The organism is Loigolactobacillus backii (assembly GCF_003946275.1).
GTDB classification, from domain to species: domain Bacteria; phylum Bacillota; class Bacilli; order Lactobacillales; family Lactobacillaceae; genus Loigolactobacillus; species Loigolactobacillus backii.
On record NZ_RHNQ01000005.1, the window covers coordinates 40,409 to 58,501 of the forward strand.

The following is an 18,093-nucleotide window of genomic DNA, read 5'->3' on the forward strand; positions in this document are numbered from 1 at the left end:
TGATTTGCTAAATTACTATTACGGCTTCTTTGCCATTAACGAAATTAAAGTCCCAACCAAAGATCGGCGCTTCAATATTACACAATTACATCGTCAGTTAACGATGTTGCTTACTGTTACCAGTGAGGCAATTGCACTGCTTAATCGACAGGTATCTATTCAAGGCTTAATTGAAAGTTTTCTTAATAAATTAGGTCACCATCCAGTTGAGCGGGACTATACGATTGATCAGAATAATTTTCCTGACTACCTTAATTAACTAAAAGTATTTGGAAAATTGCTTAGCGTCTATTTCTGCACTGAGGACCATTGCTTGCTTCATTAGACAAGGTGTCGATCGGACTAAAATAAACTGAAGTCCGAATCGCAGTTTAGATTGACCTAATTTTTGCCGGTATTTTATTACTGAATTGTTTTAGACGTGCTCAATTAGCGAAAATAAACCAAATACATGAAAAAACACTACTGAATTTAATTAAATTCAGTAGTGTTTTTTCATGTACCTTCAGTTATTACTTAATCAGTTAAGTCCTCACCGTTTGACGCAATAACTTTTTTATACCAGTAGAAGGAATCCTTTTTAATTCGATCTAAGCTACCTTTGCCTTGATCATCCTGATCAACATAAATGAAGCCGTACCGTTTGGACATTTCTGAGGTTGAGAAGCTGATCAAATCAATTGGTCCCCACATTGTGTAACCCATTAACTGAACACCATCTTCAGTGGCTTCCTTCATTTGCTGGATATGCTGACGTAAATAATCAATTCGGTAATCATCATGCACCTTACCGTCCGACGTTAATTGATCAACAGCACCGAGACCATTTTCTACTACGAACAGTGGCTTTCGGTAACGATCCCACATTTCATCTAGCGTAACGCGTAAACCAATTGGATCAATTTGCCAGCCCCAATCTGATTCTTGTAAATATGGGTTCCGGCCACCAGTTGCCATATTTCCGTTTACTTGTTCGCCTTCATCCGCCTTAGTGACAGTTGTCATATAGTAACTAAAACTAATGAAATCAACTGGGTATTTGGCTAAGATGGCTTCATCGTCCGCTGCCATCTTAATTTCAATCTTATTTTCGGCAAAATAACGGTTCATATATTCTGGATACTCACCACGTGCTTGAACATCCGTAAAGAATAGGTTTTTATCATCCTCAAGTTGTGCCGTGCGGACATCCACTGGGTTGGGTGTTCCAGGATATGTTTGCATTCGAGCTAGCATACAACCCATTTTAGCCTTGGGATCAATCTCACGTAACTGTTTTGTTGCAATGGCACTTGCAACAAACTGATGGTGCAATGCCTGGTAACGCATCTGCAATTGCTTTGCTCGCGTTTCATGACTGTCCAGCACCCCAGTTGCGTGGAAGCCCCACGTTCCGGTATTGATTTCGTTAAACGTCAACCAATATGGTACTTTGCCCTTAAACCGTTTAAAGACGGTTTCAGTAAAATGATTAAACGCCTTAATCGTATCGCGACTCAGCCAACCATTTTGCCTTAACGTCAAAGCAATTGGCATCTCATAATGTGAAAGTGTCACTAATGGTTTGATATCATATTTGGCCAATTCATCGATGACCTTCTCGTAGAAAGCCAACCCAGCCTCGTTTGGCTGTGCATCGTCACCATTAGGAAAGATTCGTGACCAAGCAATGGAAAAACGATAAACCTTAAAACCCATTTCAGCAAATAATTTGATATCTTCTTTATAGTGATGGTAAAAATCAACACCCCGTCGTTTTGGATAATCGGCAGCGGACTTATCCGCTAAAGCAGCCTGAATCGACTCCTTGTCAACATCGTCCATTGACATGTGTTTACGGTCAGTTGTCTTACGAACAACTTCGGCGGTTGTTAAACCTTTGCCGTCCACATTCCAAGCACCTTCAACTTGATTGGCGGCTGTCGCACCACCCCAGAGGAAATCATCTGGAAACTGTTTAGGAAACGTCGTCTTATACATTTTGTACCACTCCTTGATCTGCATTTTCTGTTTTTGCACTTAAATTTAACAACCAATTATTTTTCGCTTCAGTAGCAGAAGTTGGTTTAACGTCTGCGTAATCATTAGTATTGGTAACAATGACCATCACAGTTGTATCGTAACCTGCATCCGCAATCTTTTCACGGTCAAATTTAACCAATGATTGTCCTTGCTTGATAACATCATTTTGCTTAACTAATGTTTCAAAATATTTACCATTAAGTTTAACTGTATCAATCCCGATGTGAACCAAAATCTCGGCGCCTTCATTAGAAGTGACACCAATCGCGTGGCCTGTTGGGTAAACGGCTGTTACAGTCCCGTTAACGGGTGATTTAACTAAGCCATTCGTTGGTACAATTGCTAAACCTTTGCCCATTGCTTCGGAAGCAAATACTTCATCCTTGACACTCGTTAAAGGAATAATTGTTCCTTCAACAGGTGCTAAGATGGTTTCAGTTCCCTTGCTAGTTGGCAAATCGGCCTTAGTTGACTCAGAATCGGTACTCGTATCTTCTGTAAAGCCAACGATGTACGTTAAAACAGTGGCCAAAATAAAGGCAACTAGTAGGCCGATAATTTCACCAATAAAACCTTTGCCGAGGTACGTTGGTAATGACAATAGACTTGGTAGTGTGAATGATGAAGCATGAACTTGGAATCCACCAATAATACCACCACCGATGGCACCAGCAATAACGGCACAAACAAATGGTCGTTTCAGCTTTAAAGTAACCCCGTAAATAGCTGGTTCAGTAATACCAAAAATACCGGTAACACTGGCAGAACCAGCCAATGACTTCATTTTTTTATCTTTTGATTTCAAGAAAACGCCAAGTGCAGCGCCAGCCTGAGAAAGTACGGCCGCACTCAAGATTGGCAGCAATGGATCATAGCCCATCTTGGAAATGTTATTCATCATTAACGGGACAAACGTCCAGTGAACACCGAAAATGACGAAGACTTGCCAGAAAGCACCCATGATCATTCCAGCCAAAATAGGTGCAAAATTATAAATACCGAAGACACCCTTAGCTAATAAATTACTAATTGTCGCACCAACTGGTCCAACAACGATTAACGTTAAAGGCACCATGATGATTAGTGAAACTAATGGCGTGAAAATATTCCGAATGGCATCCGGGAATATTTTATCCAAAAATGGTTCTAAATAAGATAATGCCCAAACGGCCAACAATATTGGAATAACGGTTGACGTATACGTCGTTGGAACCACTGGAATGCCCATAAACCGCAATGTTTGACCGTTAGTCGCAGCAGTAACCAATGTTGGATAGAGTAACGAGGTGGCCAACGCAACAGCGACGTACTGGTTAACCTTTAATTGCTTGGCAGCCGTGAAGGCCAAGCATATTGGTAAGAAGTAAAAAATTGAGTCACCGGCTGCGTAAAGAATCTTGTACGTCCCACTAGAAACGGTTAACCAATTAAAGGCAACACATAGGGCCAACAACCCTTTTAAGATCCCGGCACCGGCTAAGGCACCCAAGAATGGTGTAAAAATACCTGAAATAAACGCAATGAAACGATTAAGTAGGTTTTTGCCTTTAGATTGAGACTTGTCGTCTTGTGCTGGTGCTTGGGCCTCCGTAGCGTCATCTGGATTATCAATTCCGGCCTGATCCGCTAATTCGTCAAACACTTTGGCAACCGAGTTACCAATAACGACTTGGTACTGGCCGGCACTTTTAACGACGGTAATAACACCATCTAAATCCTCAATCTTTTTAGTTTGTGCCTTATCTTCAGAGTTAAGCTTAAACCGTATTCGTGTTGCACAATGCCACGCTGAATTAATATTTTCTTTCCCGCCGACGTCTTTTAAAATTTCACCAGCTAATGCTTTATAATCCAAAATGATCACCTCTCTAAAATAATAAAAACCCAAATATCCAGTTGCCCTGACACAAGCAACTACATATTTGGGTTTTGCCTAATCGAATTAGTTACAATCCCGTTACTTATAAAATTATCCTTCATCCACCACACGCTGAATGTGCATTGTGAGGTAGACTTGTTCATTCATTGAAATCGTTTCGTTCATTGACTGCTCAATAAATGCTTTAATCTTCTCAACGCAAGTGAATGCGTCAGGATATTTCTGGGCAATATGGTCAAATAAGAAATGGTCATCATCCGTCTTATCGACTACCGGCCCCTTTTTAGTAATTCGTTCCGCGAAAAAGCGCAAATGAACCAAGAACCGCTGATAACTAATTGACTCAGTTTTAAAATCAATCTTTAGTTGATATTTGACAATATTTAAAACATCGTTAATCAACTTGGTCATCGCTAACGTCTCATCTTCATTGCCTCGGCCCATGCTGTTCTCAACAAATTTAAAGGCAATGAACCCGGCTTCATCATCAGGTAGTTGAATATTAAACGTTTGCTGAATAATCTCCAGCGCCCGTTGTCCAACCAAGTATTCCTGCTGGTATATCCGTTGAATTTCCCAAAGCATTTCGTTATGAATCACAATTTTCTTTTTTTGCCGGACAATCGCAAAATGAATGTGATCGGTAAGTGCAATCAACAGGTATTCATTAAATTTCGTATTCAATAGTTGCTCTGCATATTCAATAATTTGCGAAGAAACTTCAAAATATTCAGGTGAAATATCCTGCATCAAATCTCGAAAAATACCAAGCCATTTTTCTTCTGTTGGTGCATAGATTTTGCTAACCTTAGTTTCATCAACTTCCTGACCTGCTTTTTTCTGGAATGCTAAACCTTTACCGATCAAAACAGCTTCATGATGATCCTGTTCAGCGAGTAATACATTATTATTGAAAATTTTTTTAATCTTCATGAATCACTCCCCCTGAATAGATTGTTCACCCAAAAAGTATAAAAGCCTGATAAAATCAGTTGGATAACCGCTTTCATTACGGCTAACAACTGGCTTATCAGGTTTTGCCCACATAATCTGCGGTAACAATCCTTTATCTGTAAACACAGTTTAAATCATCCTAAAATTGATTGCAATGGTTTAGAACAATTTTTTCATCACAATTAAAATCCTAAAAAAGCCTTTTCTTCCTATTTATTAAGTGCTTTCCTACAAAAAAAAGAACCAATTATTCGTTTTTAGTCTGTCTTTTTGGCGCACTAACATCTAAAAACCTAATAATTAATTCCCTTAAATTTTAAATCAATTTTTTATGGCTACTTTATTTTGTTGATACTTCGGCAATAGCTTGACCTGCCTCAATTTGACCCGATTCTTGTTTAAGGTCAACACTAGCAACCAGTGGCATATTCGTTAAAATAACCATCATTGTTGTTTCCTTTTCGGCGGCCTTAATTGCCGCTAAATCGGCCGTAGCAACTAAATCACCGTGTTTCACTTTTTGCCCTTCAGTCACTGCAATCGTAAATGGCGCTCCCTTTAACTCAACTGTATTAATTCCCATATGAAGTAAAACTTCTAACCCAGCAGCAGTTTTGAAGCCAATCGCATGTTTAGTTGGAAAAATGCTCGTGACTTCAGCGTCCACTGGCGCCACAATCTGCCCAGAGGTTGGTTCAATTGCGTAGCCATCGCCTAACATCTTCTGCGCAAAGGTAGAATCAGCAACTTTGGTAATCGACATTGCCTCACCACTAGCCACCGCGTAGAAGTCTTCCGTTACGCTTTTTACTTTAGCTGCTGGCGTTGCTGTCACACTGGCACTTGCCACAGGTTCGGCCGAGGTTGCTAAGGCCCTCATTGGTGCTCCGGTATTAAATAACTGGCTTAAGGCGTCGGCAACAAATTGAACTTCTGTACCGATGACGATTTGAATATTATGTTGATCCAAAACGTTGATTCCGGCGGCACCGGCAGCTTTAACAACTGGTTGATTAACTTTCTTTGTATCTTGTAATTGTAATCGTAACCGCGTTGTACAGTTGTCAATCACCTTAATATTATCCTTGCCACCGATTGCGGCGTAAATTCGTTTAGCCTGGCGGGTAAATTTATCATCGTCAGGGTCATCATCCACTAATTCATCCGCATCCGTTAACGGCTCACGACCTGGCGTCATCAAATTAAATCGTTGAATTGCAAAATTAAAGCCAAAGTAATAAATAACGGCCATCACAACACCCTGAACCAATAACATGTAAGGCATGTTTGCTAGGGGCATTCTAAAACTGAGTAGATAATCCACGAGCCCAGCACTAAACGCAAACCCAGCAGTCCAATGCATAAATGCTGCAAACGCTAGTGACAACCCAGTGAAAACGGCGTGTAACAAGTAAAGTGGCCAAGCCACAAACATGAAAGAAAATTCTAGTGGTTCAGTGACCCCGGTAAAAAAAGAGGCAAAACCAGCAGCCATCATCAATGACTTTGTTTCTGCTTTACGCTCAGGTAAGGCATTTTTATAAATCGCATAGGCACCGGCCGGCAAACCAAACATCATCACCGGGAAGAATCCAGCCTGGTACATACCGGTAACACCTTTGACCCCAGTACCTGCCCAAAAATTACCAATATCATTAATACCAGCAACGTTAAACCAGAAAACTGAATTTAACGCCTGGTGTAGGCCAGTTGGAATCAATAGCCGATTGAAGAATCCATAAAGTCCGGCACCGATCGGCCCAAGTCCAACCATCCATTTACTAAAGGCAATTAAAGCAGTGTAGACAACTGGCCAAACGAATAATAGGATCGCCGTAACGACCAACATACTCAAGGCCGACATAATGGGAACTAATCGCTTACCACTAAAGAATGAAATCGCCATTGGCAACTTAACTTTATGAAAACGATTATACATCGCCGCTGCAACCAGGCCAGCCACAATACCAATAAAAACGTTTGAATCAGTGATTGCGGTAAATGCTGGTGCTACCTGACTTACCTTAATCCCTTCCAATAAAGCAACGTTCTTTGGCATCAATATGTAACGCGCACAATATAGGCAACCACACCCGCTAATGCGGCCGCCCCATCTTTATCTTCCGCCATGCCAAACGCCAAACCAACAGCAAACAGTAACGACAAATAACTTAAAATGGCCGTTCCACCAACTTGCAAGAATTGTGCGATTGCCCAATTCTTTGGCAGCATATGACCGATACCTTCTAAAATCGCTGCTGCAGGCAAAACAGCAACGGGTAACATTAATGAACGTCCAATTCGCTGAAAGTACGTCTTCATTTTCATTCCCTCTCTCTTATACGTAGACATTTTAATGAAAGAAAGTAATGAAAGCAAGCCATAATTGATATAATAGATAGTATACCAATATTAAAAACTAACATCAGTTTGAGACATTTAGACTAGAAAATCGTTTTCAACCAACATTTAGTACTATTGGTAAAATGGCTTAAAATGGCCAACTGTCAGTTTTTAAGTTACTAATTAGTTTTATGAAGCTGTCACGACGTGTTATCTAAGAATTTATTAATTTTTTTTTAATCTGATTCAAATTAAATAATTTTTTGTCTAAATATGACAAAATGATTACAAATGATTTTCAATGTCAATTAGTTTTCGTAATTTCAACTAATTAAAGGCGCTTTGCTTTATAATGACAATATGAATTTTGTTTATGGATCTATAAACGATTCAGTTCACATTTTGTTGGTCATTTAATTCAGCTTTTTAGGAGTTGAGCCTATGTTTTTATTTAAGCAAACGCCCTCAGAGACGTTTTACATACATGATTTAACTGCACTTGACGAGAAAACACAGCATCGCTTACGTGATCTCGGGTTAACCCTTGGGAAGAAGGTTAAGATTATTCGTCGTTATCCATTTAACGGCCCGATTATCATCACCTTCGATCAACAACGTGTCGGTTTACGCAGACAACTAGTGGCCCAGCTAAAGGGGGGAACCTTATGACGACAATTGCGCTATTTGGTAACCCTAATACTGGGAAAACAACCCTATTTAATCGCTTAACCGATTCCTACGCTTACATGGGAAATTGGAGCGGCGTAACGGTTGAAAAAAAAGTTGGTGCCATTAAAAATAGCCAGCTAGCCGTTGTCGACCTTCCCGGAGTTTATTCACTGAATCCGCTGACGAAGGATGAGGCCGTTGCAACTAATTTTTTACTTAACGAACCACAAGACATCATCCTCAACGTAGCTAATGCGGCTCAGCTTAAACGTAACTTACTGCTTTCCATTGAGCTGCTCGAATTTGGTAAACCAACAATCATTGCCTTAAATATGATTGATAGTTTGCGCAAATTAGGCATCAGCTATAACCTTGATGTTTTACGTCATGCCTTTGGTTGTAATCTAGTCGCGACAAATGCTCGGGGTAATAAAGGTGTTCAGGATCTTAAGCAACAGTTCTTACAAGCTGAGCCTGATTTAACCCCCAATACATTTAAGCTAGAATATAGCTCGGCCATTCAAACGGCAATTAAGCAGGCTGTTCGTGGCTTGCAACGTAACTATAATTTAGGTGAACAATTTGCCAGTTGGCTGGCCATTCAGTTTATGAACGCTAACAAGGCCGTAATTACCTATGCAAAAGAAAATAATCTGACGCCACTACTTAACCAACAGCCGTACTATGAGGCGCAACATTTTGCCGACAAAATTTATCAAGCGCGCTTGGAATTTATTGAGGCAACTTTAAAAGAAGCTCGCCAGCAGGCCCAAAATCCACGAATTACTGATATTACGGCTAAAATTGATCGGGTTGTAACCAATCCCGTACTTGGTTTACCAATCTTTGCCGGTATCTTCTTTCTAATGTTCAAATTAACCTTTGATTGGGTGGGAACGCCATTATCAAATATTTTAGATCAATTTATTTCTGGCCCACTTTCTAGTAGCGCCAATCAATTATTAACAACGCTGGGGGCACTCCCTTTTCTTCATTCTTTGATCGTTGATGGTATCATCGCCGGCGTTGGTGGTGTCCTGGTTTTTATGCCCCAAATTTTTATGTTATTTGCCTGTATTTCGATACTAGAGGATTCCGGCTACATGGCCCGTGCGGCCTTAGTAATGGATAAATTAATGTCACTGGTTGGTTTAAATGGCAAGGCCTTTATCCCTTTAATTATCGGCTTTGGTTGCAATGTTCCAGGAATTATGGCGGCTCGGACAATCGAACAACCTAAGGAACGGCTGATCACAACATTAATTTCACCCTATATGAGTTGTTCAGCGCGCTTGCCAATTTACAGTCTTTTCGTTGCCGCCTTTTTTAGTAAACACCAAGCAGCCATTGTTTTGTCGCTCTACTTTTTAGGAATTGCGGTTGCCTTAGTTTTGGCTAAAATTTACCAGAGTGTTTTCCATTCTGAAGAGACTTCCGTTTTTATGATTGAATTGCCGGAATACCATATGCCACAGGCCAACATTATTTTACAGGGAACGTGGGATAAGGGTAAGGGCTTTATTCATAAAGCAGGTACCGTTATTTTTGGTGGGACTGTCATGATTTGGTTGCTTAGCTACCTTGGACCATCTGGTGTTGCTACAAACGTTGGGCAAAGTTTTTCGGCTTTGATCGGCCGTAGTTTGTTGCCCCTCTTCCATCCTATTGGCATCACCTCATGGGAAGCCATCAGCGCTATTTTAACTGGCGTTCTGGCCAAAGAGGTCGTTGGTTCAACACTAATGGTGCTTTACCATACTGCTGGCCGTTCAATGTTGGTTGCGGCGCTGGCTCACTTGTTTACCCCATTATCGGCCTACGCTTTTCTAGTTTTTATCTTGCTTTACATTCCCTGCTTTGCAACAATTGCTATTATCAAGGCAGAGACTGGCACATGGAAATGGGCCGCTTACTCAGTTGTTGTCAGTTTACTAGTTGCTTATGGTCTCGCCTTCTTCATTTATCAAGGTGGCTTACTTATCGGACTTCGCTGATCAAACTAAAATGGAGGAAAATTAATTATGGCTTTATTCGTTAATTTAGTTATCACGGCCGCAATTGTCGCAACTGCAGGTTGGCAAATTGTTAAGGTCTTACGTAAATCTAAACAAGGAAAATGCGCTGCTTGCGATTATAAATGTGCAGCAAAGAAAATGATGGTGGACGCCAAACGCCGCCCAAATTAATTGTGGCTGACAAGTTTTGAAAAGAATAAGCTAGTCAGAAAAGCACTAACAAAAATAAGTCTCAAACGTTGCTTAAAGAAATCAAAAATCACTAGTAAAACTTTTATGCCCACCAATTAAAGTGTGCTCAACTGAATTCAGTCGGCACACTTTTTTATTTGCCTTAAAACTTTATAATAGTGCTAGGGAGCGTGCTGTATGCTAAATTTAATCAAAACTAACGCAAATACTGCTTTTCCTGGATGCTATTTTTACGGCCGCTGGCTCTCTACTGGGCAGGAAAATTACACGACCAATCTTGGCGCCGGATTTTTTTGTCATGCTGTAAAGCCAACAAAAATTGACCTGTATTTTATTCGCCAGACCACACCACAAGTTGTTGCTTGGCGCGTTAATAATCGGCCTTTCCACCGTGAGGTTATCAGTGACAAACCAATCACACTCTATTTAGCAGCCGCTACTAATTTACAAGTTGTGATGTCCGGAAATACTGACCAGGCAAATGTTTGGACGAACACAGCAGGTTTTTCGCTAATCGCAATTAATAGTTCAGAACCGTTGCTGGCAGTAAAGCCCGGTGGCCCACGGTTCACATTTATCGGTGATTCTATTACTGCTGGTTGCTGGGTTGCCGGCAAAACACCTGCAATTGACTATCGTGCTGAAACTAGCTACGCCGCTTTAACCGCCGAATATTTCGGCGCGCTTGATCAGCGAATTGCTTATAGTGCCGCTGGAATTTGTCGGCCTGGTCAAGGCCACGTTCCAAGCGCGCTTGACTTTTATAACAAAATTAATTCGACAACGATGTGCCCAGTTCCCGCAAGCGATCTAATCATCATTAACCTTGGCACTAACGATTGGCGACTTGAGCAAGTACAAGTTAAACGGGCCTTTGCTAAACTTTTAGATAACCTATGCCACCAATTTTCCCGGTCGCGCTTAGTCATTTTAATTTCCTTTAGCCAACGCTGTGCACCAACTATCCGGCAAGTTGGGCGTCACTACCAGGTGCAAATCATTGAAACTTCAGCTTGGAATTTGACCTATACGGATCAAGTTCACCTTGATCAAAATGGCTCACAAATGGCTGCACAATGTTTAGTAGCAGCACTTCAACATAAATTTAAGTTTTTACAGTAAGGAGTATTTCTAGATGACAAATATTTTAATTGCGGCTGACTCGTTTAAAGGCAGTGCGACTTCTCAAGAAATTGGTAATTACATCCAAACTGGCATCCAACGTTTGGCCCCCAATGTTTCTACCACCATTTTACCAGTTGCTGATGGCGGTGAAGGCACCTTGGCAAGCCTTTTAAAGCAAGGTGGTACTTTAGAAACAGCGACGGTTACTGGTCCGTTGGGAAAATCCGTAACTGCAAACTACGGCCGCTTAGATAATAAGACGGCCATTATTGAAGTCGCGCAAGTCCTAGGCCTTCCACTAGTTGGTCCAATTAAAAAACCATTTCAGGCAACCAGCTTTGGTCTCGGTGAATTAATCAAACTCGTTTTGAAACAGGATGTTCAACGCATTTACATTGCACTAGGGGGTAGCGCAATCAATGATGCTGGTCTTGGAATGTTGCAAGCACTTGGTGGTCATTTCACTGACAAATACGGACAAGAAGTTGGCCCGGGACTGACTGGCCTACAACAATTAGCCCAAATTGATTTAAGCCAACTTGATCCGCGCCTTCAACAAATCACAATTACCGGCCTCAGTGATGTGACAAATCCCCTCACCGGTAAAAATGGTGCTACTTTTGTTTATGGCCGCCAAAAAGGCCTGACGCGGGAACAACTACCACAATGTGATCAACTAGTGGCCAACTTTGCTAAACTTGCAAGCCGCGCGACAAACACACAAAAACAGGCCATCCCTGGAGCTGGGGCCGCTGGTGGCCTTGGTTTTGCTCTACTTACGTTCACTCACGCTACCTTAAGATCAGGGGCACAGGAAATTCTCCGCTTACTTGATTTTAAAACGGCAGCCAGTACCGCCGATCTGGTAATCACCGGTGAAGGCCGGATGGATGGCCAATCACAAAATGGTAAGTTACCACTAATTGTTAGTCAAATCGCTAAAGAGTTCCAAAAGCCAGTCATCGCAATTGTCGGTAGTCGTGCGTTCGACCTCAAACAACCAACAACCATTGATTTGATCATTAGCACTGTTATTGAACCACAAAGCTTAGAAAAAACGATTGCGCAAACAAAGTCGCTTGTGACTTTGGCCGGTGAAAACGCCTGGCGTGCTTTTAATCTTAAGTAACATCTTTAGGTTAATTTACTTGAGCTCACAATTAAATTGTGTAAAATTGACTTTAAGTATAATTTATTTAAAAAGGAGCTTCGGCTAATGACTGAACCAATCTTGCTTGATGAACAACTGTGCTTTGCTGTTTACCGAGCCCAAAAACAATTCAATAAATATTACACGTTCGCGTTGGCTCCATTTCAGTTAACTTACCCCCAGTACATTGTGCTACTAACACTTTGGGAGCATAAAACGTTAACGGTTAACGATCTTGGCCACTACCTTCATCTTGATAGTGGTACACTAACGCCACTTCTAAAACGTTTAGAAAAGGATGGTTGGGTCAACCGCAAACGTGATAAAGTTGATGAACGGCGGGTTATTATCACGTTAACTGCTAAGGCGCAACAACAACGTAATGTTATTTTTGACCGTGTTAATAGCTGCCAAGAAAAATTAGGCTTTAGTTACGATGAATATAAACAACTCATGACTGCTGCTAACCAAATTACCGAGCACTTGACTAACTTCACTAATAAGGCGACAACTTTACAGCATTAAATTTAATCAAATACGGGATAGCCAATGGAACAAGCCATTGCTGTCCCGTATTTGAATTACTTGCCGTGTTACATTTTAAGATGCTTATATTCGTTTCACCAAAGAAGGCCGATTATGTTCAAAAAAATTTTTGCCGGGCTGTTTATTGTTTGCTTATTAACCTTGACGGGCTACTCACTTTACGTTGATCATACAGCGACCAACCAACCGCAAACACCAACCACGATTAATAAGGACTTCCAAGCATCCGCAACCCCCACGCTTTTCGTTCACGGCTGGTTAGGTGGTGGCTTCACCTTTAATCCAATGATCAACCAATTGGCCGCCAAGCATGCTGGTGGTAAAGTCATGACTGTAACTGTTAGTACAACCGGCCCAATTAATTATTACGGTCATTTAAATAAAAAAATGGCTAACCCAATTATTCAGATCGTTTTTAAGCGCAATTCCAGCTTCTACCGTCAAGAAGCACATTGGCTGCAGCAAATCCTTGTGACGTTACACAAACGCTATGGTGTCACTAGCTATAATGCTGTTGGCCATTCTTGGGGTGGCAACGCACTTGTCAACCAGCTTTTATTGGATTCCAACGCAAGTACACCAAAATTGCACACCTTAGTTTTACTTGGTGCACCAATTGATGGCGCCATGCACGAAGGGACTCCTTTCGCAACCAATAATCGGCCAACGCGCCAATCCAAAAACTACCGCCGTTTAGTGGCTCGCAAATCCGTGTTGAAACGTAATCGAGCAATTCGGATTTTCAACGTTTACAGTACTTTAGACGGTAAATTAACAGATGGTGCCGGTGCCAATACTCAAGCTCAAGCAATGCGCTATCTCGTGCAAGGCCAGGTTGAACACTATCAAGAACAAAAGTTAGCCGATCTAACCCACAGTCAGTTGCACTCAAAAGGTACCGTGACCAATCTTATTGCTCACGACTTGTGGCAGCATTGATCAACGTCGTAAAAATTAATTAACTTGTAAAATCTAAATAACTACATTAAGTGTGCCTGCAGCTGTAAAATCTGGGCACTTTATTTTGGTACGCGCTAGTCTACTGCTGTAATATTCGGCCGCCAATTCGTAAAGTAGGCCGTTATTTTTCGCATTAATTTAACAATTAATCCAAAATCAGGTAAACTATTAGAAAAGCCGAACTTAAAAGGCTAAAAATAAACATAAAAATGAGGTGGCAAAGGTGGCAGAATTAACGATCAGCCAACTAGCAGATTATTTAGAAGAAAACAGTGACGCAATCAAGGCCGGTGATGAGTCATTTAACGCCGCACAAATTTATCAAGCAATTGATAGTCTTGCTATTTTACAAAAACCCATTCAAGATTATTTTGCAATGAGCGAAGATAGTTATTACGACAGTGAATCCGACCACTTATTAACCTTACAAAATGGGCAACAACCATTAGGTGACTTAAGTGATCGCGTTATCGTAACCCATACAGATGGCGCAGTAACAGACGGTGAATTGAACTATACGTACGCACACGAAAATGTGGTTGCAACTGACTACGATGTTCAAACCGACTTGCACATTTTAACTTACGGCTTTGAAGTTGTTGGTGCAACTGATCAGTTAGATCATAAGTTAGTTCAAAAAACTTTGGCTAAAGATGCTGTTTTAAGTTTTGGTCTTGCTGCTCACGCCATTGAAAAATGGGCGGCTACTAAATAAGTGTTCATTTCTAGTGAAAATAAAAAATGAGGGGTTACCGACAAGTTGATTGTCCGTGGCCCCTCATTTTAATTTTACGGATACTAAAAAATCTAAGCCGACTTGAACCAAACTGCTCTAATGGGAGTAGGGCCAAAGTCGGTTTTAAGTTTACTGCGTAACGTAAGCTAATTTAATAACTGTACTATAAATTAGCTGTAGTTAGGCACGTGAACCCAGACTTTTGGCCCATGTTCTAGAGTAATGATCAAAAATAATAAGAGACCAGGATTTTTATCCCGGCCTCTATTCTGCCAATTTATAATGAATCATGATTACATCACTATCTTCTAAAGCCTCTAAGCGGTGGGCCTCATTAGGTAACATGACAACAACTTTTCCAGGGTAAATTTCAGTTTTATCGTTGGCCGTCGCAAAGACCACCCGCCCGTGAACAGGAACAACCGTCACAGTCATAGCCGATTTTTGCATTGGGATAACTGTTTGCCCTGCCAAGTGTAAGTGAGTAATCACCTGCTTTTTCTCTTTTAATAAAGGTTCTGCTTGCGTGTCTAACTGGTCATTTGCCAGTAAGATTTTCATGATGCTAGGCTCCTCGTTAATTGATTTAAAAGCTATCTTCATTTATTTAGAATGAAATCACCCTTATCATACGCTTTCAAAACATAATTTTCACCTTTAGTTTTAAAAGCACGGGCCAAAAATTATTGTTGCAAATACCTTCATACAACTGCAAAATATTAATCAACTAGAAAGTTATCCGTAAATTAACTTTTACTAATATTTTCTGATTACTTTGGCCTAAATGTGCTTGAAAAAGCAATCTTTCAACCATTCTCTAGCCTTACTTAAGCTTACTTTATTGAAGAACGGCATAAACTTATTTTTCTGGTAAACCTTTGGTAACCTATAAGCACCCTTATAAAATAGAATTAGAACACTTTTTCGAACCGTACCCGGTCACTTTTTTGGTATTAAATTAAGAAACGCCTACACGCTCTAATAAATGTTTGGTTTTCAAAAATAAGCGTTTAATTCGAATCGCTATCTGCAGTAGAAGAGTCAGAAAATTACCAATAAATGTGATTATGATCCCACCTAAAAAAATAATAGCAGAAATAAACCATTCAAATAAAATACCCGCCGAAACGTAAACTACTCCGGCTGCTATAAGAATCAATAGTACAAGTGCAATCGTATCCATTTTAAGTTGACCCCCTATCTGCATTAACAAATTCAGTATAACGCGAAATTAACTAATAGTAACATAAAGCGCTTATTCTGACTACTACCTCTAATCTAAAACTAATCAGAATAACGTGTGATCAGTAAGAATTTTTAATTGTAAAGTAGCATTTAACCACTTTTTTCAAACGTACATTAACTACTTTTAACTGGCTTTTTAACTAGCGGTCGTAAGTTTAAAACGACAACACCTGCAATCACTAACAAAAAGCCAGCCAACTTAATTAAGGTCACTGATTCATGAAGAAACACAACGCCAATAATGGCAGTTAAGGCCGTCCCGCCGCCGGACCAAATTGCATAACCAGTGCTTAAGGCAATTTTTTCCAAGGCTAGCGATAAACTATAAAGTGAAATAAAATAAGCTACGATGCCAAGGACAGAAGGCACCAATACTGTAAATCCCTGTGCATATTTCATCATGGCCGTTCCAAAGATTTCGCCAAAAATAGAAACAACTAAAGCCAAATAAGAGCGCACTTAAATCACCCCTTTTTATAAATTAAGAAGTATGGCACCAGCAATAATTAAAAGAACACCGATAATTTTATTGCGTGTTACTGCTTCTTTGTAAAGAACAACGCCTAATACTGAAGTAAACAGTGTGCCAATGCCGGCCCATAACGCGTAAGCCACACCCAATTGCAATTGCTCTAGCGCAACTGATAACAAGAAAAAGGTTATCCCGTAACCAACAATAACTATTAGAGTTGGCCCTAACCGTTTAAAACCATCCGTCATTTTCAAAAGTGAGCTACTCACAATCTCAGCCAAAATGGCAACGGCCAAATAACCGTATGCTAAAAGCATTAAGCCACCTCCCAACATAAATTTGGCTCACTCATCGTTTGGTCAATAAATTTACCCAATGTCTGGTATACCACAAAATAATCCCAATACTCAAGCTTGTCACCACTAAACTTAATGATCATAATAGTGATACAAAACAAAAAGGAATGACACAATATAATGCAAATTAATTTTCGAATTGCCCAACAAAAAGATCTCCCTTTTATTGTACAAACTTACAATCAAACAATTCCTGGACGCCAGGCCACCGCAGATGTTGAACCCGTTACCGTGGAAGAACGGCAAACTTGGTTTGATAGCTACAATGAGCGGCGACCAATTTGGCTAATAGAAAGTAATTCTCAACCTGCTGGCTGGATTGCACTTGAGGATTTTTATGGTCGTCCGGCTTACCGACACACAGTTGAACTAAGCCTTTACATTGCCGATGGGTTTCGCGGCCAGCACTTAGGCCAAAAATCCCTAGAATTTGTGGAAGGCCAATGTCCCGCATTAAAGATTAACACGATTGTTACTTTCATTTTTGGGCACAACAAACCAAGTTTGAGCCTTTTTAAGAAAAACGGTTTCGTTACTTGGGGGCACTTACCGCGCGTTGCTGAGATGGATAAGATTGAGCGCGATTTGGATATTCTTGGCAAACGAATTTACTAGTCACTAAAATGGCGACCTAAAAACTATTCATTGTACGCATTCTGTAACAAAATTAGTTTTAAACGTGCTACAAATTACACATCTTCATAGATAATCGCGGACTACTAATCATTAAATTGAATTATTTTAAAGAAATAAGTTATAATTAGATCGTAAGTTAGATGAATTCGATCCAGAAAGTGAGGTTTTCATGATGCTACAAGAATATCAAAATATCTTGGTTCCAGTCGATGGTTCAACTGAGGCCGAGTTGGCCCTCGACAAGGCAGTCGCCGTTGCTCAACGAAATAACGCACACTTGGATCTTTTAAATGTGCTTGATACTAAACAGTACAGCTATCACTACGCTGGGCTTGTTGACGGTGATGTTATTTACAGAATGTCAGAGGACGCACAAAATTATTTAAAGAAATTAACTGACAAGATTAGCACCGACCAGCACTTTGATGACATTGATATTCACGTTCGTTTTGGTAATCCTAAAAATGTTATTTCAAAGGATTTTCCGGAAGAACACCATAATGATCTCATTATGATTGGTGCTACAGGCCTCAATGCAGTCGAACGAATGCTGGTGGGCTCAGTAACTGAGTACGTTAATCGCAATGCACTGACTGACGTTTTAGTCGTTAAAACGAAGCTAGATAATGTCACTGCACTCGAAAAGTAATAAATAAAGGCGGCTGAAATCTGAAAGTAATACTCAGATTCCAGACGCCTTTTTGCCGCACATTAATGGGTCTACACTTTCTGGTATTGGTGAATAACTAATACCGGTTTTTTGTCTGTTTTGAAAATCAGAAAAATAAAAAAG

The 18,093-nt window shown here is 40.4% G+C and carries 19 protein-coding genes and 1 pseudogene; 11 read left to right on the top strand and 9 right to left on the bottom strand.

Annotated elements, in window-relative coordinates; all coding sequences use genetic code 11:
- Positions 1–4: 4 nt before the first annotated feature.
- Complete coding sequence (locus tag EKM61_RS02020; protein ID WP_125636147.1) at positions 5–259, top strand: hypothetical protein; 255 nt, start codon at positions 5–7, stop codon at positions 257–259.
- Between the two features lie 257 nt (positions 260–516).
- Here the strand turns inward: EKM61_RS02020 and EKM61_RS02025 are convergent, their stop codons facing one another.
- The 5 genes and pseudogenes from EKM61_RS02025 to nagE all read right to left on the bottom strand — a co-directional run bounded on the left by EKM61_RS02025 (position 517) and on the right by nagE (position 7,177).
- The gene (locus tag EKM61_RS02025; RefSeq protein ID WP_068377208.1) at positions 517–1,980 is read right to left on the bottom strand and encodes a glycoside hydrolase family 1 protein; all 1,464 of its coding nucleotides are present in this window, start codon (positions 1,978–1,980) and stop codon (positions 517–519) included.
- Positions 1,973–3,877, bottom strand: coding sequence for a beta-glucoside-specific PTS transporter subunit IIABC (locus EKM61_RS02030; protein WP_068377205.1), 1,905 nt, complete (start codon positions 3,875–3,877; stop codon positions 1,973–1,975). Before EKM61_RS02030 ends, EKM61_RS02025 begins: the two co-directional genes overlap by 8 nt.
- 114 nt (positions 3,878–3,991) lie before the next feature.
- The gene (licT, locus tag EKM61_RS02035; RefSeq protein ID WP_068226068.1) at positions 3,992–4,834 is read right to left on the bottom strand and encodes a BglG family transcription antiterminator LicT; all 843 of its coding nucleotides are present in this window, start codon (positions 4,832–4,834) and stop codon (positions 3,992–3,994) included.
- A 3-nt stretch (positions 4,835–4,837) separates the two neighbouring features.
- Positions 4,838–4,981: a hypothetical protein gene (locus EKM61_RS11985; protein ID WP_156520008.1), complete on the bottom strand. Its 144-nt coding sequence runs from the start codon at positions 4,979–4,981 to the stop codon at positions 4,838–4,840.
- A gap of 214 nt (positions 4,982–5,195) precedes the next feature.
- Positions 5,196–7,177 (bottom strand): annotated as a pseudogene (gene nagE, locus EKM61_RS02040) (N-acetylglucosamine-specific PTS transporter subunit IIBC).
- A gap of 462 nt (positions 7,178–7,639) precedes the next feature.
- Between nagE and EKM61_RS02045 the strand changes: the two are divergent.
- The 8 genes from EKM61_RS02045 to EKM61_RS02080 all read left to right on the top strand — a co-directional run bounded on the left by EKM61_RS02045 (position 7,640) and on the right by EKM61_RS02080 (position 14,570).
- On the top strand, positions 7,640–7,867 hold the full coding sequence (locus EKM61_RS02045) for a FeoA family protein (RefSeq protein ID WP_068226066.1): 228 nt from the start codon (positions 7,640–7,642) through the stop codon (positions 7,865–7,867).
- Entirely contained in the window at positions 7,864–9,861 is a 1,998-nt protein-coding gene (feoB, locus tag EKM61_RS02050; protein WP_068377204.1) for a ferrous iron transport protein B, read from the top strand. The genes EKM61_RS02045 and feoB overlap by 4 nt, the downstream gene beginning before the upstream one ends.
- A 27-nt stretch (positions 9,862–9,888) precedes the next feature.
- Positions 9,889–10,053 (top strand): FeoB-associated Cys-rich membrane protein, encoded by a 165-nt coding sequence (locus tag EKM61_RS02055; protein WP_075168941.1) that lies wholly within the window; start codon positions 9,889–9,891, stop codon positions 10,051–10,053.
- 198 nt (positions 10,054–10,251) lie between these two features.
- Positions 10,252–11,196 carry an SGNH/GDSL hydrolase family protein gene (locus EKM61_RS02060; protein ID WP_068226065.1) on the top strand — a complete coding sequence of 315 codons (945 nt, stop codon included), beginning with the start codon at positions 10,252–10,254 and terminating at the stop codon, positions 11,194–11,196.
- 13 nt (positions 11,197–11,209) lie between these two features.
- Entirely contained in the window at positions 11,210–12,328 is a 1,119-nt protein-coding gene (locus EKM61_RS02065) for a glycerate kinase family protein (RefSeq protein WP_068226064.1), read from the top strand.
- Between the two features lie 87 nt (positions 12,329–12,415).
- Positions 12,416–12,874, top strand: a complete 459-nt coding sequence (locus EKM61_RS02070; protein ID WP_068226063.1) for a MarR family winged helix-turn-helix transcriptional regulator — start codon at positions 12,416–12,418, stop codon at positions 12,872–12,874.
- A 114-nt stretch (positions 12,875–12,988) separates the two neighbouring features.
- Positions 12,989–13,834 (top strand): alpha/beta hydrolase, encoded by an 846-nt coding sequence (locus tag EKM61_RS02075; RefSeq protein WP_068226062.1) that lies wholly within the window; start codon positions 12,989–12,991, stop codon positions 13,832–13,834.
- 244 nt (positions 13,835–14,078) lie between these two features.
- A complete protein-coding gene (locus EKM61_RS02080; protein WP_068226061.1) occupies positions 14,079–14,570 on the top strand; it encodes a hypothetical protein in 492 nt (163 codons plus the stop codon).
- A gap of 285 nt (positions 14,571–14,855) precedes the next feature.
- Here EKM61_RS02080 and EKM61_RS02085 read toward each other — a convergent pair whose 3' ends face one another.
- From EKM61_RS02085 to EKM61_RS02100, 4 genes are all read right to left on the bottom strand, one after another.
- On the bottom strand, positions 14,856–15,152 hold the full coding sequence (locus tag EKM61_RS02085) for a cupin domain-containing protein (protein ID WP_068226060.1): 297 nt from the start codon (positions 15,150–15,152) through the stop codon (positions 14,856–14,858).
- Positions 15,153–15,549: 397 nt separating this feature from the next.
- Complete coding sequence (locus EKM61_RS02090) at positions 15,550–15,774, bottom strand: hypothetical protein (RefSeq protein WP_068226059.1); 225 nt, start codon at positions 15,772–15,774, stop codon at positions 15,550–15,552.
- A gap of 176 nt (positions 15,775–15,950) precedes the next feature.
- Complete coding sequence (locus EKM61_RS02095) at positions 15,951–16,295, bottom strand: DMT family transporter (RefSeq protein WP_068226058.1); 345 nt, start codon at positions 16,293–16,295, stop codon at positions 15,951–15,953.
- A 15-nt stretch (positions 16,296–16,310) separates the two neighbouring features.
- Positions 16,311–16,625, bottom strand: coding sequence for a DMT family transporter (locus tag EKM61_RS02100; protein WP_068226057.1), 315 nt, complete (start codon positions 16,623–16,625; stop codon positions 16,311–16,313).
- A gap of 159 nt (positions 16,626–16,784) precedes the next feature.
- On the opposite strand from EKM61_RS02100, the gene EKM61_RS02105 reads away from it, so the two are divergent.
- Together EKM61_RS02105 and EKM61_RS02110 are read left to right on the top strand one after the other, a co-directional pair.
- Positions 16,785–17,279 carry a GNAT family N-acetyltransferase gene (locus tag EKM61_RS02105; RefSeq protein ID WP_068279608.1) on the top strand — a complete coding sequence of 165 codons (495 nt, stop codon included), beginning with the start codon at positions 16,785–16,787 and terminating at the stop codon, positions 17,277–17,279.
- 193 nt (positions 17,280–17,472) lie between these two features.
- Positions 17,473–17,949: a universal stress protein gene (locus EKM61_RS02110; protein WP_068226055.1), complete on the top strand. Its 477-nt coding sequence runs from the start codon at positions 17,473–17,475 to the stop codon at positions 17,947–17,949.
- The last annotated feature ends 144 nt before the right edge of the window (positions 17,950–18,093 follow it).

What these genes read in the sequence shown, in the direction of transcription:
- EKM61_RS02025 (WP_068377208.1), bottom strand. Translation starts at nt 1,980, where the DNA reads ATGTATAAGACGACGTTTCCTAAACAGTTTCCAGATGATTTCCTCTGG.
- licT (WP_068226068.1), bottom strand. Translation starts at nt 4,834, where the DNA reads ATGAAGATTAAAAAAATTTTCAATAATAATGTATTACTCGCTGAACAG.
- EKM61_RS02045 (WP_068226066.1), top strand. Translation starts at nt 7,640, where the DNA reads ATGTTTTTATTTAAGCAAACGCCCTCAGAGACGTTTTACATACATGAT.
- feoB (WP_068377204.1), top strand. Translation starts at nt 7,864, where the DNA reads ATGACGACAATTGCGCTATTTGGTAACCCTAATACTGGGAAAACAACC.
- EKM61_RS02055 (WP_075168941.1), top strand. Translation starts at nt 9,889, where the DNA reads ATGGCTTTATTCGTTAATTTAGTTATCACGGCCGCAATTGTCGCAACT.
- EKM61_RS02060 (WP_068226065.1), top strand. Translation starts at nt 10,252, where the DNA reads ATGCTAAATTTAATCAAAACTAACGCAAATACTGCTTTTCCTGGATGC.
- EKM61_RS02065 (WP_068226064.1), top strand. Translation starts at nt 11,210, where the DNA reads ATGACAAATATTTTAATTGCGGCTGACTCGTTTAAAGGCAGTGCGACT.
- EKM61_RS02070 (WP_068226063.1), top strand. Translation starts at nt 12,416, where the DNA reads ATGACTGAACCAATCTTGCTTGATGAACAACTGTGCTTTGCTGTTTAC.
- EKM61_RS02075 (WP_068226062.1), top strand. Translation starts at nt 12,989, where the DNA reads ATGTTCAAAAAAATTTTTGCCGGGCTGTTTATTGTTTGCTTATTAACC.
- EKM61_RS02085 (WP_068226060.1), bottom strand. Translation starts at nt 15,152, where the DNA reads ATGAAAATCTTACTGGCAAATGACCAGTTAGACACGCAAGCAGAACCT.
- EKM61_RS02090 (WP_068226059.1), bottom strand. Translation starts at nt 15,774, where the DNA reads ATGGATACGATTGCACTTGTACTATTGATTCTTATAGCAGCCGGAGTA.
- EKM61_RS02100 (WP_068226057.1), bottom strand. Translation starts at nt 16,625, where the DNA reads ATGCTTTTAGCATACGGTTATTTGGCCGTTGCCATTTTGGCTGAGATT.
- EKM61_RS02105 (WP_068279608.1), top strand. Translation starts at nt 16,785, where the DNA reads ATGCAAATTAATTTTCGAATTGCCCAACAAAAAGATCTCCCTTTTATT.
- EKM61_RS02110 (WP_068226055.1), top strand. Translation starts at nt 17,473, where the DNA reads ATGCTACAAGAATATCAAAATATCTTGGTTCCAGTCGATGGTTCAACT.